Here is a 15,509-nt window from a genome sequence, read left to right as displayed (position 1 = left end):
AAATGCGCAATTTACTGCGAGAACCTTCGCGAAAGAAACGTCATTATCAGCAGGATCAATTCAGAGGAGGAAAGTTTGGTTAGCGCGTATGGGGCTACCCCCGGCGCACGTACCCACGGAGTAGCTAACGTTTTAGCTACCTCAAATCCCATTCAAAGCCGGCAGCCGCAGCGTAACCTCCAACCCACCCTCCGGATGATTACGCAACTGCAAAGTAGCCCGATGATTCTCCGCGATATTACGCGCAATCGTCAGCCCCAACCCAGTCCCCCCCGTATCCCGCGAACGCGAAGTCTCCAACCTGAAAAACGGATCAAACACCGTCTCCAGCAATTCAGTCGGAATACCCACCCCGCCATCACGAATCCTGATCACGATATCAGCACCCTCACGCGCCACCTGCAGACGCGCATAACGGCCGTATTTGGTCGCATTATCGACCAGATTTGTCAGGCAACGCCGCAACGTATTCGGCTGCGCCATGATCGAAGCCCGCGTACGCCCCTCCAACGTAACGTCCTGCCGGGCATCGACCGCATCGGCGCAAACGCTGTCAAGCAAGGAATCGATATCCAGCTTCTGCATCACCTCCGCCGAATCCATGCTACGCGCCAGATCCAACCCCTCACGCACCATGCTCTGCATGACAGCGAGATCCTCCAGCAACTTGCGACGCAAATCCTCCTCACCCACTTTTTCAAGGCGCAGGCGCAATCGGGTCAACGGCGTTTGCAAATCATGGGTAATCGCCGCCAGCATATGGGTACGATGCTGAATCTGCCGCTTGATGCGCGCTTGCATGGCGTTGAATGCGGTAGCCGCTTGCCGCACTTCGGTCGGCCCGGTTTCATCCAGTGGCGGCCGGTCGATATCGCGCCCCAGCTCGCCGGCGGCAACCGCCAGGTGCTTGATCGGCCGCGCCGTCATTTTGGCCACAAAAAAAGCCAGGCCACCGATCAACAACAGAAACAAGGCGAAATAAGGCGATAGATAGGGGATGCCGGGCGGCCGTCCAGCCGGCCCGCCCGGGCCACGCATCATGCGCAACCTCAGCTTCAGCAGTGTGCCGTCTTTGAGGCTGACGTAGACCACCTGGCATTCTTCGACCTTGCGAAATTCAACACCTCTGCGCGTGTGCAACTTGCAATCGTTTTGCCTGTCCACCACCACGTTGCGATTATGGCCAAGGCGCGCTTTCAGGAGCGCGGTCAGCGAAGGATTGTCATTGACCGCGTTTTCGGTATCTTTGACCATGCTGGCTTCGAGGCCAAAATTATCACTGGTCTGCAGCACGACAGAACGCATGTCGGGGCCGACATTATCTAACGAGAAAACGAGTTGTTCGACCCGTTCGGCGATGCGGAACTCGTAGAATTCCTTGAAAGCCTTGCGTCGCTCATTGTCGGCCAGCCAGCTGGTAGTGGCGGCCGCCACCAGTATCCCCGCCAGCAAAATCAGGAATACCCGGTTGGCAACCGAGCCAAGAAAATTTCTCACAGACAGAATTCCCTTTTTCTAGCGTTAGCCCACGGCTGCCGCTGCCGGAGCGGGCACACGCATCACGACTCTACCGTCACCGCGGTCGCCAGCACATACCCCTCGTTACGCACTGTCTTGATAATCACCGGAGTGCGGGCGTCGTCGCCAAGTTTTTGGCGCAAGCGGCTAATCTGGATATCGACTGAACGATCGAACGGATCGGATTCCCGGCCCTGGGTCAATTCCAGCAGTTGGTCGCGGTTCAGGACCCGGTTGGGATGATCCAGGAATACCTTGAGAATACGATATTCGGCGCCCGATAAAGCCACCACCAGGCCGTCGTTGTTGACCAGGTGGCGCGCGATCAGATCCAGCGTCCAGCGCCCGAACTGGATTTGCTGGGCTTCCGGCGAGACCATGTTCGGCGGCAGCGCCTGGGTGCGGCGCAAGACACTGCGGATGCGGGCAAACAATTCACGCGGTTCGAACGGCTTCGACAGGTAATCGTCGGCGCCCATTTCGAGCCCAAGGATGCGGTCCAGCGGCTCGCCGCGTGCGGTCAGCATGATCACAGGAATATTCGAATCGGCACGCAGGTTGCGGCACAAGGTCAGGCCGTCTTCCCCTGGCAAGGTGAGATCCAGCACCACCAGGTCGACCCGCGCTTCCGATAGCACTTTGCGCATGTCGCTGCCGTTGGTCGCCATCAAGGTGCGGAAGCCGTTGGCGTCCAGGTATTCGGCCAGCAAAGTCCGGATTTCGTGGTCGTCGTCGACCACCAATATGTGAGCAGCAGTTTCCATATGCGTGATTATCCTAGTAACTGCAGTGAGACCGGAAGCGCGGCCAATCGGAAAAAGAAAATGGTAGTAATGAAAGACGACGTATTCAATGCAATCGATTCCTGATAGTTGGAAGCAGCGGATGCCTTTGGTTTCTAGGATTATGGCAATTCGCAGCAAGAAAGACGATAGTAATTTGTATATTGGCATATCTGCCACATGCGTAGACACTTTAAGATACAAAGCAAACTTGATGCCATACATGGCGATACAAAGCCCCGCTTTCATGAAAAATCGGCGACACACCAGCGCGTTTCAATGCGAACTGTGCGGATTGCACTTACATTCATGGAAGGATTTCACTATGTTCAAGCTTCGCAAACAACTGCTGATCGGCATGACCGCACTGAGCTTTGCTGCCGTGGGCGTGACCGCCTATGCGCAAGCCGACGGCGCCGATGGCCGCCATGCGCCGACGCCAGAGCAACAGGCCAAATTTGCCGAAAAAATGGCGAAACGCCAGGCAAAATGGCATGACGATCTGAAAATCACCCCGGCGCAAGAAACTGCATGGCAGACCTTCCTGGGCAAAATCAAGCCAGTCAGGCCAGCCGGCGCGCCGCAACAACGCCCTGGCAAGGAAGAATGGGCCAAGCAAACCGCCCCTGAGCGCATGGACCACCAGATGGAATTCCTGAAACGGGCTGAGACCCGCCTGGCCGAGCGTACTGCTGCCGTCAAGGAATTCTACGCAGTGCTGACACCTGTACAGCAAAAGGTCTTTGATGAGCATTTCAAAAAAATGGAGCATCATCGCTTCGGTCATCGCGGCTTTCACCATGGCGATCCGGAAGATCGTCCATAATTGAACCCGGCCCGGCACCCGTCCGGGCCGAAACCGGCATTCGGTAAACGGCGAAATACGGGAGAGATGCAGGAACCAGCCGGGTTTAACTGGAAACCAGCCGTATCTCCGTGATTTTGCTGTTTGCCGGCCCCAATTCCGCCGGATCGGCCTCCATTGCCGTCCACCCGGCTAGCGGCTATACGGCCTCGCAAGCCCTTTCATTAATTTGAAACAATTTCCAATAAATACACACGACGGTAAAATTTACTCGCTAAACTCATGTATTGTTTTTCTACAATTTGCCGGATGTAAATTCCCGGCAAATTCATGCTTTGCGCCTGACCACACTCTGACTGACCTCCGCCTGCGATGACTACTACACCGACTCCCCGAATCGACCAATCCAGCCAAACCCGTCCCGCCCTTCCAAACCAATACCAGGGCGGATTCCAGCGCGGCTGGCTATGGCTGACCGGAGTCATTGTCCTGGCGCTGGCGGCCTACCTGATCTGGGGGCGCAGCCATCAGGCTGCCGATCCGGCGGCGGCAAAATCCGGACAGGCATCCGGACCGGCACAGGGACAGGCCGCCAATGGCAACGGCAAAGGCGGAAAAGGCGGTAAGCGCGGCGCATTCGCCGGCGCCGGGGGGCCTTTGCCGGTTGGCGTCGCGGTCGCCAAAACGGGCGATATCCGGATCTTTATTTCGGGCCTTGGCAGCGTTACTCCTGAAGCCACCACTGTCGTCAAAAGCCGGGTTAACGGACAGTTGATGAAATTGCATTTCCAGGAAGGGCAGGTAGTCAAGGCCGGCGCCTTGCTGGCCGAACTGGATCCGCGTCCTTACCAGGTGGCGGTGACGCAAGCCGAAGGCCAGCTCATCAAGGACACTGCCCTGCTGAAGGCAGCACAAATCGATTTGCAGCGCTATCGCACATTGCTGGCGCAGGATTCCATCGCCAGCCAACAGGTTGATACCCAGGCGGCTCTGGTCAAGCAATATGAAGGTGTGGTCAAGTCCGATCAAGGCGCGCTCGACAGCGCCCGCCTGCAACTCACTTACTCGCGCATCACTGCGCCGATCAGCGGCCGGCTTGGCTTGCGCCAGGTCGATCTCGGCAACGTGGTGCAAACCAGCGACGCCAACGGCATCGTCATCATCACCCAGTTGCAACCTATCACCAGCGTGTTCAGCATTCCTGAAGATAATATCCCCAGCGTCATGAAACAGATCCAGGCTGGCAAGAAGCTGGCGACCGATGTCTGGGATCGCGATCAAAAGAACAAACTCGACAGCGGCGCTCTGCTGACGATCGACAACCAGGTTGACAGCACTACGGGCACGGTCAAGCTGAAGGCAGAATTCCCGAACACCAATTACGCCCTGTTTCCGAGCCAGTTTGTGAATGTCCGCATGCTGCTCGACACCCGCCGCGACGCTACCGTGATTCCGAATGCGGCAATCCAGCGCGGCGCCCAAGGCAATTTCGTGTATGTGGTGAAAGCCGACCATACCGTGACCATCCGCCAGGTAACAGCAGGTCCGGCGGAAGGTGAATCGACCGCGATTGACAAAGGTATTGCGGTAGGTGAAACGGTAGTCATCGACGGTCTCGACAAATTGAAAGAAGGCGCGAAGGTTGAACCGGTGACCCGCGGCGGTACTGCAGCAACGGCTGCTGCAACCGCGGCAGCGACCGAAGCCGGTGCTGGCAGCGCCGCTGGCGCCCATAAGGGCGGCCATCGTCATCAACAAGACGCCAGCGGCGGCGCTGCGCCGCCTGCGGCACCTGCAGCACCAACCGCTCCGGCTACCGCACCTGCCGCCGCCCCCGCTGCCAACAACCGCAACAGTCAATAAACGACTGTGAAGAACGCATGAATCCCTCACGTCAGTTTATTCTCCGGCCGGTTGCCACATCCCTGTTGATGCTGGCCATTTTCCTGGCCGGCGTCGTCGCCTACAAGCAATTACCGCTTTCGGCTCTGCCGGAAGTCGACTATCCGACCATCCAGGTAGTGACGCTGTACCCTGGCGCCAGCCCGGACGTCATGACCTCATCGGTCACCGCCCCGCTGGAGCGCCAGTTCGGCCAGATGCCGGGCCTTAACCAGATGTCGTCGACCAGTTCCGGCGGCGCCTCGGTCATCACCCTGCAATTCAGCCTGGACCTGAGCCTCGATATCGCCGAGCAGGAAGTCCAGGCGGCGATCAATGCCGGCGGCAACCTGTTGCCGTCCGACCTGCCGACGCCACCGATCTACAACAAGGTCAACCCGGCCGATACGCCGATCATGTCGTTGGCGATTACATCGAAAACGCTACCGCTGCCCAAGGTGCAGGATCTGATCGATACCCGCCTGGCGCAAAAGATTTCGCAAGTGCCGGGGGTGGGCCTGGTCAGTTTGTCCGGCGGCCAGCGGCCTGCCGTCAGGTTGCAATTGAATCCGCGCGCTGTTGCCGCGCTGGGCTTGAACCTGGATGACATCCGCACCGCTATCGGCAACGCCAACGTCAACCAGGCCAAAGGCAGTTTCGACGGCCCCACCCGCGCCTCGACCATCGACGCCAACGACCAGCTGCGTTCGGCTGACGAATACCGGAACCTGATCATCGCGTACAAGAACGGCGCGCCGATCCGCGTCTCCGATGTCGCCGACGTGGTTGACGATGCAGAAAACGTCCGCCTGGCGGCCTGGTCCAACACCTCGCCTGCGGTGATTCTGAATATTCAGCGGCAACCCGGCGCCAACGTGATCGGCGTAGTCGACAACATCAAGAAGATCCTGCCGAAACTGCAGGAAACCCTGCCCGGCGCTATCGATGTCCAGATCCTGACCGACCGCACCACCACCATCCGCGCCTCGGTGGCGGATGTGCAATTCGAGCTGCTGTTGTCGATCGCACTGGTGGTGATGGTGATTTTCGTCTTCCTGCGCAGCATACCCGCCACCATCATTCCAAGCGTGGCGGTGCCGCTGTCGCTGATCGGCACTTTCGGCGTCATGTACCTGGCCGGCTTTTCGGTGAACAACCTGACGCTGATGGCGCTCACCATCGCCACCGGCTTCGTGGTCGACGATGCGATCGTGATGATCGAAAATATTTCGCGTTACATCGAAGAGGGCATGAAGCCCTTGCAGGCCGCTCTCAAAGGGGCGGAGCAAATCGGCTTCACCATCATTTCGCTGACATTTTCGCTGATTGCAGTGCTGATTCCGCTGCTGTTCATGGGCGACGTGGTCGGCCGTCTGTTCCGCGAATTCGCCATCACGCTGGCAGTGGCGATCCTGATTTCCGCGGTCATCTCGCTGACGCTGACGCCGATGATGTGCGCCAAGCTGCTGCACCATATCCCGGACGAAAAACAAAGCTGGTTCTATCGCAAGAGCGGCGCAGCTCTGGACCGGATCATCGCCCGTTACGGTGTGGCGCTGGAATGGGTGCTGCGCCACCAGATCTCGACCTTGGTAGTGGCCGTCGGCACGCTGGTATTGACCGCCGTGTTGTACATATTCATTCCAAAAGGCTTTTTCCCGGTGCAGGACACCGGCGTCATCCAGGGTATTTCAGAAGCTAGCCAGTCGATTTCATTTTCCGCCATGGCTGAACGGCAGCAAGCGCTGGCTGCCGTGGTGCTGAAAGACCCGGCAGTCGAAAGCCTGTCTTCATTCATCGGCGTCGATGGCAGCAATGCCACCCTGAATGCCGGCCGCATGCTGATCAACCTGAAGCCGCGCGACCAGCGCAATATCAGCGCCAGCGACGTCATCCGCCGCCTGCAGCCGGAACTGGATCGCCAGGTCGGCGACATCACGCTGTACATGCAACCGGTGCAAGACCTGACGATTGAAGACAGCGTCAGCCGCACCCAATACCAGTTCAGCGTGGAAGACGCCAATGCTGCCGAATTGAGCATCTGGGTACCCAAGCTGATCGAGCGCCTGCGCAAGGCTCCCGAGCTGGCCGATATCGCCAGCAACCAGCAAGACCTCGGTTTGCAAGCCTACATCGCGATCGACCGCGATGCGGCCTCGCGGCTCGGCATCACCACGGCGGCGATCGACAATGCCTTGTATAACGCCTTCGGCCAGCGCCTGATCTCGACCATCTATACCCAATCTAACCAGTATCGGGTGGTGATGGAGGTCAAGCCGGAATTCCAGAAAGGTCCGGCCGCATTGAACAGTATTTTCCTGGTCGCAGGAAACGGCAACCAGGTACCGCTGTCGAGCATCGCTACCGTTGAGGAACGCACTTCGCCGCTGGTGATCAACCATATCGGCCAGTTCCCCGCCACCACGATTTCATTCAACCTGGCGCCCGGCGCTTCGCTAGGCCAGGCGGTCAAGGCGATCCAGGCGGCAGAACTGGAAATCGGCATGCCGGAGAGTATCCAGACCAGCTTCCAAGGCGCCGCACTGGCCTTCCAGGCATCGCTGAGCAACACGCTGATGCTGATCCTGGCGGCGATCATCACGATGTATATCGTGCTCGGCGTCCTGTATGAAAGCTACATCCATCCGATTACGATCCTGTCGACGCTGCCGTCGGCCGGGGTCGGCGCCCTGCTCTCGCTGATGATCGCCGGCACCGACCTGGGGATTATCGGCATCATCGGGATTATCCTGCTGATCGGTATCGTCAAGAAAAACGCCATCATGATGATCGACTTTGCGCTGGATGCCGAGCGCAACGAGGGTAAAACGCCGCGTGAGGCGATTTACCAGGCTTGCCTGCTGCGCTTCCGCCCGATCCTGATGACGACCATGGCGGCTCTGCTAGGCGCATTGCCGTTGATGCTGGGTAGCGGTGTCGGTTCTGAACTGCGGCAACCGCTGGGGATCACCATGGTTGGCGGCTTGCTGGTATCGCAAGTATTGACCTTGTTCACTACGCCGGTGATCTACCTGGCGTTCGACAACCTGGCGCGCCGCATGAAGGCACGTTTCGGCAGCAAGGACGACAGCGAGGAAGCCACCAACCATGGCGATGACGACCACGATGGCGCGACGCTTGTCCCTCCGCCACAGCCGCAGCCGTAAGGTAAAACAGGTCACAGCATGAATATCTCGCGTCCCTTTATTGAACGGCCGATTGCCACCACACTACTGACCATCGGCATTGCCCTGGCCGGCATGGTGGCATTCCGGCTGCTGCCGGTGTCACCGTTGCCGCAAGTGGATTTCCCGACCATCTCGATCTCGGCTTCTTTGCCGGGCGCCAGTCCGGAAACCATGGCCGCCACTGTAGCGACGCCGCTCGAACGCGCGCTAGGATCGATCGCCGGGGTCACCGAAATGACCTCGTCGAGTTCGCTCAGCTCGACTCGCATCACCATGCAATTCGATCTCAGCCGCGACATTGACGGCGCCGCCCGCGATGTCCAGGCTGCGCTCAACGCAGCACGCAACCTGCTGCCGACCGGCCTGCCCAGCAATCCGAGTTATCGCAAGGTAAATCCAGCCGATGCGCCGATCATGATCCTGGCGCTGACCTCGGACAGCATGACGCAAGGCCAGATGTACGATGCCGCCGACACCATCCTGGCGCAAAAATTGTCGCAGGTAAAAGGCGTCGGCCAGGTCAGCGTCGGCGGCAGTTCGCAGCCGGCGGTACGGGTTGAATTGAATCCGGCCGCACTCAACAAATACGGCATCGGCACGGCCGATGTACGCACTGCGATTGCCGCCACCAATGCCAACCGCCCCAAAGGCATACTGGAAGACGGCGATAAAAATTGGCAGATCTACGCCAACGACCAGGCCAAGACCGCCGCCGAGTACATGCCGCTGATCGTCGCCTATCGTAACGGTGCGGCGGTGCGCGTCAGCGATGTCGCCACGGTAGTCGATTCGGTCGCCAACCTGCGCAACGCCGGCTCAGCCAACGGCAAACCCTCGGTGCTGGTGATCCTGAACCGCCAGCCTGGCGCCAACATCATTGAAACGGTGGATGAAGTACGGGCGCTGCTACCGCAGTTGCGGGCCTCGATCCCGGCCGCCATCAATCTCGATGTCGCGCTCGACCGTACGCCGACGATCCGCGCCTCTTTGCGTGAAACCGAACGCACCCTGCTGATGTCGATCGCGCTGGTGATCATGGTGGTGTTCTTGTTCCTGCGCAACGGCCGCGCCACGCTGATCCCGGCAGTCGCCGTGCCGGTCTCGCTGATAGGCACTTTCGGCGTCATGTATTTGCTTGGCTACAGCCTCGACAATCTATCCCTGATGGCGCTGACGATCGCCACCGGCTTCGTGGTGGATGATGCGATTGTGGTCCTGGAAAACGTTTCACGACACATTGAAAAGCGCATGAAACCGTTTGCCGCGGCATTGCAAGGGGCGAAAGAAGTCGGCTTTACCGTGATGTCGATGAGTATCTCCCTGATCGCCGTGTTCATCCCGATACTATTGATGGGTGGTATCGTCGGCCGCCTGTTCCGCGAATTTGCCGTCACCTTGTCGGTAGCTATCCTGGTATCGCTGCTGGTATCGCTGACCACCACGCCGATGATGTGCGCACGCCTGCTCAAGCACGAACCGCACCGCAAGCAAGGACGTTTCTTCAACGCCACCGAACGCGCCTTCAATGCCATGCTGCACGGCTACGAACGTTCGCTGGCCTGGGCCCTGCGTTTTTCGCCATTGATGATACTGATCCTGCTCGGCACCATCGCGCTGAACGTCTATCTGTACACCGTCATTCCCAAGGGCTTTTTCCCGCAGCAGGATACCGGCCTGGTAATCGGCGGCATCCAGGGCGACCAGGCGATTTCATTCCAGTCGATGAAGGTCAAGCTGAATGAGTTTGTGGAGATTGTCCGCAAGGATCCCGATGTGCAGAGCGTGATCGCCTTCACCGGCGGCGGCCAGAGCAATCGCGGCAACATGTTCATCACCCTCAAGCCGCTATCGGAACGCAAGCTCACCGCCGACCAGGTGATCGCGCGCCTGCGCGGCAAGCTCAGCCATGTGCCCGGCGCCAACCTGTTCATGCAATCGGTACAGGATATCCGGGTCGGCGGCCGCTCCAGCGACGCCCAATACCAGTACACCTTGCAATCCGACGACCTGGCCCTGCTGCGCACCTGGGAACCGAAGATCCGCGAAGCATTCAGCGCCCTGCCGGAACTGGCCGACGTCAATACCGACCAGCAGGACAAGGGCTTGCAAACCACGTTGACCATCGACCGCGAAACGGCGATACGCAGCGGCGTCACGCCGCAACTGATCGACGCCACCTTGAACGACTTGTTTGGCCAGCGCCAGGTATCGACCATCTACCGCGGCATGAATCAATACCATGTGGTGATGGAAGCGGCGCCGCAATATTGGCAGAGCCCGCAGATCCTGCGCGACACTTACGTCAGCATTCCAGCCAGCACGGCCAACCTGTCGCCCACGACTTCGGCCCTCGGCACGCCGCCGGCGTTGACCGCAGGCGGCAAGCTGGCCTCCAATTCGTCGCTGGCGCTGACTCTTTCAACTACGGCAGAGCAACAGATGCCGCTGGCGGCATTTTCCAGCTTCCAGCCGACCAATACCTCGCTCGGGGTCAATCACCAAAGCCAGTTCATCGCCTCCACCATTTCTTTCAATCTTCCGGCCGGCGTGTCTTTGTCCGAGGCAACGGCTGCGATCAATGACGCGCTGGCCCGGATCGGCGTGCCAACCGAGGTACACGGCAGTTTCCAAGGCAGCGCCAATGTGTTCCAGTCATCCTTGAACAGCCAGCCGATGCTGATTCTTACGGCGCTGTTGGCGGTGTACATCGTGCTGGGCATTTTGTATGAAAGCTATGTCCATCCGATCACCATTCTTTCAACCCTGCCTTCGGCCGGCGTTGGCGCCCTGCTGGCATTGCTGGCGACGGGTACCGATTTCAGCCTGATTGCCTTGATCGGGGTGATCTTGCTGATCGGTATCGTCAAGAAGAACGCCATCATGATGATCGATTTCGCCTTGGACGCAGAACGCACCCAGGGCCTGTCGCCACGCGATTCGATTTTTGAAGCCTGCCGGCTACGCTTCCGCCCGATCATGATGACCACCATGGCGGCGATGCTCGGTGCGGTGCCACTGGCATTGGGCCATGGCGACGGCGCAGAGCTACGCCGGCCGCTGGGTATTGCGATTGTCGGCGGCTTGATCATGAGCCAGTTGCTGACGCTGTACACGACACCGGTAGTCTATCTGTACATGGACCGCTTCCGCCTGTGGAGCACAGACAAATGGCAACGGCGCGGCGGCCGGCCATTACCTGAGCCAAACGAAGCATGATGGATGGATGTAGCCTCAGCTTTGTACAGACACAAAAATCATTGTCGGCGGAAAAAATTGCTCGACGGACACAGCGGATTCAACCGATTCAACGGATTCAACGGATTCAACGGATTCAATATGAAACATACGCAAGTACCTATGCATAAAACCTTGTTGGCGGCGGCGGTCACGGCGCTGTTGTTAAGTGCCTGCGCCGTCGGCCCGGATTACGTGCGGCCGGCTACCGATGCGCCGGCCGCCTTCAAGGAGACGAGGGATTGGAAGACCGCTACCCCGCAAGACCAGGAATTGCATGGAAAATGGTGGGAAATCTATCAGGACCCGCAACTGAACGCACTGGTCGAGCAAGTCAATATCTCCAACCAGAATCTGGCGCAAGCCGAGGCGCAATTCCGGCAAGCGAAGGCGTTGGTGGAATCGGCAAGATCGTCTTACTTCCCGACAGTATCGGCCAGTGTTTCGTCCACCCGCTCAGGTGGGCGCAGTGGCAGTAGCTCATCGAGCAGCAGCGGCAGCAGCGGTTCGGTAACAACCAGCGATTCGCTCGGCCTGAGCGCCAGCTGGGAACCGGACCTGTGGGGCCGCATAAGCCGTACGGTGGAGTCCAACCAGGCATCGGCGCAGGCCAGCGCCGCCGACTTGCAAGTGGCCAGGCTCAGCGCCCAATCCACCCTGGCGCAAAATTACCTGCACCTGCGGGTGCTGGACCAGCAGCAAAACCTGCTCGACGACACGGTCGCGGCCTATCAAAAATCGCTGCAACTGACGCAAAACCAGTATGCCGTCGGCGTCGTCGCCCGGTCTGACGTGATTCAGGCCCAGACCCAGCTCAGAAGCGCCCAGGCACAAGCGCTCGACAATGGCGTACTACGCGCACAGCTGGAACACGCAATCGCCCTGCTGACCGGGCAAGCGGCTTCCACCTTCTCGATTACACCGGCGCCGCTGATTGCAGTGCTGCCTGAAATTCCGATCGGCGTGCCGTCGTCGCTGCTGGAGCGGCGCCCCGATATCAGTTCGGCGGAAAGACTGGCAGCGGCGGCCAATGCGAAGATCGGCGTCGCCAAAGCAGCTTACTTCCCCAATCTGACCTTGTCGGCTTCGGGCGGTTTTCAAAGCAGCAGCTTTGCCAACTGGCTGACTGTCCCCAATCGTATCTGGTCGCTCGGTCCGGCCCTGGCGGCGACCCTGTTTGACGGCGGCGCGCGACGCGCTCAAAGCGATCAGGCAATTGCCGCCTACGACGCCAGCGTTGCAGTGTATAAGCAGGCGGTATTGACCAGCTTCCAGGAAGTCGAAGATAACCTGGCAGCCTTGCGCATCCTGGAGCAGGAAGCCACGGTCCAGGGCGAAACAGCCCAGTTTGCCCATCATGCGCTGGAGCTGATCTTGAATCAGTACAAGGCCGGCACCGTCAACTACACCAGTGTAGTGACGGCGCAGGCAACCGCATTCAGCGCGGATTTGTCGGCGCTGAATATCCAGAATCGACGCTATGCCGCGAGTGTGCTGCTGATCAAGGCGCTCGGCGGCGGCTGGAATCAGGCTGAACTGCCTGATAACGCCATGCTGAATGACCGTAATGCCACCGCAGACAGCAAGCCGGCGGCTAAATAACTGTAGGGTGGGCAAGCCTTTTTGCCCACGCGTTGCTGACATACGCAATGTGAGAAAATTTCGAATTCCGCGCGGGCACGCGTGCACACCCTGCATTTAACCGGGAGAAAAAAATGAATTTCGGTTCCAGCTGGCAGCTATTTGCTCTTGGCTCTGCATTTTTCGCCGGCTTGACGGCGATCTTCGGCAAGTTCGGCGTCACCGGCATGAATTCCAACTTTGCCACCTTCATCCGTACCGTCGTCATCCTGTTTGTAATCGCCGGCATCGTCACCTTGCGCGACGAATGGCAGAAACCGGCGCTGGTCAGCCCCGCCAACTGGCTGTTCCTGGTCTTGTCGGCAATCGCCACCGGCTTGTCCTGGCTGTGCTACTACCATGCGCTGCAAATCGGCCCGATCTCGAAGGTGGCTCCGATCGACAAACTTAGCGTCGCCTTCGCCATCGTACTGGGCTTGCTGTTTGCCGGCGAACAGCTGACCTGGCCGGTAGCCATTGGCGGCTCGCTGATTGTAGCCGGATCAGTTGTGATTATCGCCTTTTAACTAACATTTCAAGCTAGCTGCAACAGCCTCGCCGGCATGGCGCCGCGCAAGGCGTTGCACACCATGATCTGTTCTGCGGCTAGCAGATCGTCCATGCTCAAGCTACGTTCGCTGGCGTCCCATGCCGGATCGTTCAACACTACGCTACGCATCACTCCCGGCAGCAATCCCGATTTCAGCGGCGGCGTATACCAGCGTCCGTCCAGCTTGAGGAAAACGCTGCTGCGGCCACCCTCGGTCAACTCGCCTTCCTGATTGAAAAACAGCATATCGAACGCACCCAGCTGTTGTGCTTGTTGCCAGGCTTGATCGTAGCGTTGCCGCACGCTGGTTTTATGCCGCAGGAACAAGTCGTCGGATTGCGTCGGCACCGGTGCGATCAATACACTGACCGGTGTCTCAAGTGTCCCCAGCTGCGCGCTCTGCAGGCTGCAATTGCCATCTGCAGACAGGGTCAGGCGCAGCCGCTGAGGGCCTGTGGCGGGTAAACTTGCGCAATGCGCCTGCAAGGCTGCACGTAATATTTTGTCGTTATAGGGAAAGCCAAAGTAGGCGGCAGAAGCTTGCAAGCGCTGCAAGTGCAAATCCAGATGACGGCAACCTTCGGTGCTAGTGGCGTAGATGGTTTCGAACAAGGAAAAATCGCCGCCCATGCCGGTCAGGAATTTTGCTTTCAATGCACATTCGGCATATTCCTCGGCTGCCACGCTGTCATGCACGATGCCGGCGCCGACGCCCATTTCACCATGACGAATGCTGGCGCCATACAAGCCGTCCGGCGCGGGCGGTTGTAGCCACAAGGTTCGGATCGGCACCGATAAACAGAAATCGCCAAACTGACGGCCTGCCTGCTCCACATCGAACCAGCCTATCGCACCGGTATACAGGCCGCGCGGCTCGGGCTCCAGCTCATCGATAATCTGCATGGTGCGATGTTTCGGTGCGCCGGTAATCGAGCCGCACGGATACAGCGCCTGGATCACGGCGCTGAGGCTGACATCGTCGCGCACCTGCGCCTGCACGGTGGAAGTCATTTGCAGCACGGTATTGAACTGCGTCACCTCGAACAATTGCGGCACACGTACCGAACCGGGGACGGCGATGCGTCCCAGGTCATTCCGCAGCAAATCGACAATCATCAGGTTTTCCGCCAGATTCTTGGGATCTGCGGCTAACGCTTTGGCAGCCAGCCGATCCTGCTCGGCGTCGCCGCTGGCGGCGGCGGTTCCTTTCATTGGACGTGCGGTCAAACCGCCTGCGGCATGACGTACGAACAGTTCCGGCGACAGCGACACAGCCGCAGTGCCGTCCGCCAGCTGGATCAGGCTGCCGTAAGGCACCGGCTGACGCAGCCTCAGCCGCCGATACAGGGTGACAGGGCTGCCATAGACGTCGAAACGCAGGCGATAGGTGTAGTTCACCTGATATGTATCGCCGGCTTCGATGTAGGCGTGGATCTTGGCGATGGCTGCGGCAAACTGTTCAGCGCTGACATTCGGCTGCAGATTCGCGATGCCGGCGCCGGCTTCAGCCTGCTCCGGTTGCGCTGCCTGGCGCTGCGCCAGCCACGCATCGACCTCGGCATCGTTCAAATGCTCGCAACGGGAGAACAACAGGATTTGCGCCAAAGGCAGCTTCTGCAAAGGTATTGGCTGCTGCCGAGGCCTGACATGCTGCAGACCGATCCCCAGCTCGTAGGTAAATAAGCTCACTGCGTGCAAACCTTCCCGCAAGGCTTGCTGCATTTCTTCGATCAGCTGCGGCAGCTGATCTGCCTCAAAACATTGCAAACTGCGGACGTGGCCGGAGTATAAACGCGATAGACGCGACAGGCGCGGCTGCTGAGATGATTGCGACTGTGCCGCAGTCGCACTGCTGTCGTCCAGCAATGCGAAACACTCGGTCGATGAAGGAGACGTGTTGATCATGATTCTTGTAAAAAAACGACGGATAG

Annotated in this window: 9 protein-coding genes; 6 read left to right on the top strand and 3 right to left on the bottom strand. The window is 59.0% G+C overall.

All coding sequences use genetic code 11. The annotated features are described in order from the left end of the window. Positions 1–141: 141 nt before the first annotated feature. Positions 142–1,497 carry an ATP-binding protein gene (locus KHU29_RS18925; RefSeq protein ID WP_211454701.1) on the bottom strand — a complete coding sequence of 452 codons (1,356 nt, stop codon included), beginning with the start codon at positions 1,495–1,497 and terminating at the stop codon, positions 142–144. A gap of 62 nt (positions 1,498–1,559) precedes the next feature. Next, on the bottom strand, positions 1,560–2,282 hold the full coding sequence (locus KHU29_RS18920) for a response regulator (RefSeq protein WP_211454699.1): 723 nt from the start codon (positions 2,280–2,282) through the stop codon (positions 1,560–1,562). 343 nt (positions 2,283–2,625) lie between these two features. Here KHU29_RS18920 and KHU29_RS18915 point away from each other — a divergent pair, with 343 nt between their 5' ends. The 6 genes from KHU29_RS18915 to KHU29_RS18890 all read left to right on the top strand — a co-directional run bounded on the left by KHU29_RS18915 (position 2,626) and on the right by KHU29_RS18890 (position 13,555). Continuing rightward, on the top strand, positions 2,626–3,126 hold the full coding sequence (locus tag KHU29_RS18915; RefSeq protein ID WP_211454697.1) for a Spy/CpxP family protein refolding chaperone: 501 nt from the start codon (positions 2,626–2,628) through the stop codon (positions 3,124–3,126). Between the two features lie 351 nt (positions 3,127–3,477). After that, entirely contained in the window at positions 3,478–4,968 is a 1,491-nt protein-coding gene (locus tag KHU29_RS18910; RefSeq protein WP_211454695.1) for an MdtA/MuxA family multidrug efflux RND transporter periplasmic adaptor subunit, read from the top strand. 17 nt (positions 4,969–4,985) lie between these two features. Continuing rightward, on the top strand, positions 4,986–8,153 hold the full coding sequence (locus KHU29_RS18905) for an MdtB/MuxB family multidrug efflux RND transporter permease subunit (RefSeq protein ID WP_211454693.1): 3,168 nt from the start codon (positions 4,986–4,988) through the stop codon (positions 8,151–8,153). An 18-nt stretch (positions 8,154–8,171) separates the two neighbouring features. Further along, complete coding sequence (locus tag KHU29_RS18900; RefSeq protein WP_211454691.1) at positions 8,172–11,390, top strand: efflux RND transporter permease subunit; 3,219 nt, start codon at positions 8,172–8,174, stop codon at positions 11,388–11,390. 120 nt (positions 11,391–11,510) lie between these two features. Further along, positions 11,511–13,010 carry an efflux transporter outer membrane subunit gene (locus KHU29_RS18895; protein ID WP_211454689.1) on the top strand — a complete coding sequence of 500 codons (1,500 nt, stop codon included), beginning with the start codon at positions 11,511–11,513 and terminating at the stop codon, positions 13,008–13,010. 113 nt (positions 13,011–13,123) lie between these two features. Beyond that, positions 13,124–13,555: an EamA family transporter gene (locus KHU29_RS18890; protein ID WP_211454687.1), complete on the top strand. Its 432-nt coding sequence runs from the start codon at positions 13,124–13,126 to the stop codon at positions 13,553–13,555. An 8-nt stretch (positions 13,556–13,563) separates the two neighbouring features. On the opposite strand, the gene pabB is transcribed toward KHU29_RS18890, so the two are convergent. Then, positions 13,564–15,483, bottom strand: coding sequence for an aminodeoxychorismate synthase component I (gene pabB / locus KHU29_RS18885; RefSeq protein WP_246542264.1), 1,920 nt, complete (start codon positions 15,481–15,483; stop codon positions 13,564–13,566). Positions 15,484–15,509: the final 26 nt, after the last annotated feature.

This window comes from Collimonas antrihumi, from assembly GCF_018304965.1.
GTDB classification, from domain to species: domain Bacteria; phylum Pseudomonadota; class Gammaproteobacteria; order Burkholderiales; family Burkholderiaceae_D; genus Collimonas; species Collimonas antrihumi.
This window is presented reverse-complemented; position numbering and strand designations above follow the sequence as displayed.

Coding starts and splice junctions, on each gene's coding strand:
- KHU29_RS18900 (WP_211454691.1), top strand. CDS start 8,172: ATGAATATCTCGCGTCCCTTTATTGAACGGCCGATTGCCACCACACTA.
- KHU29_RS18890 (WP_211454687.1), top strand. CDS start 13,124: ATGAATTTCGGTTCCAGCTGGCAGCTATTTGCTCTTGGCTCTGCATTT.
- KHU29_RS18915 (WP_211454697.1), top strand. CDS start 2,626: ATGTTCAAGCTTCGCAAACAACTGCTGATCGGCATGACCGCACTGAGC.
- KHU29_RS18895 (WP_211454689.1), top strand. CDS start 11,511: ATGAAACATACGCAAGTACCTATGCATAAAACCTTGTTGGCGGCGGCG.
- KHU29_RS18905 (WP_211454693.1), top strand. CDS start 4,986: ATGAATCCCTCACGTCAGTTTATTCTCCGGCCGGTTGCCACATCCCTG.
- KHU29_RS18910 (WP_211454695.1), top strand. CDS start 3,478: ATGACTACTACACCGACTCCCCGAATCGACCAATCCAGCCAAACCCGT.
- pabB (WP_246542264.1), bottom strand. CDS start 15,483: ATGATCAACACGTCTCCTTCATCGACCGAGTGTTTCGCATTGCTGGAC.
- KHU29_RS18920 (WP_211454699.1), bottom strand. CDS start 2,282: ATGGAAACTGCTGCTCACATATTGGTGGTCGACGACGACCACGAAATC.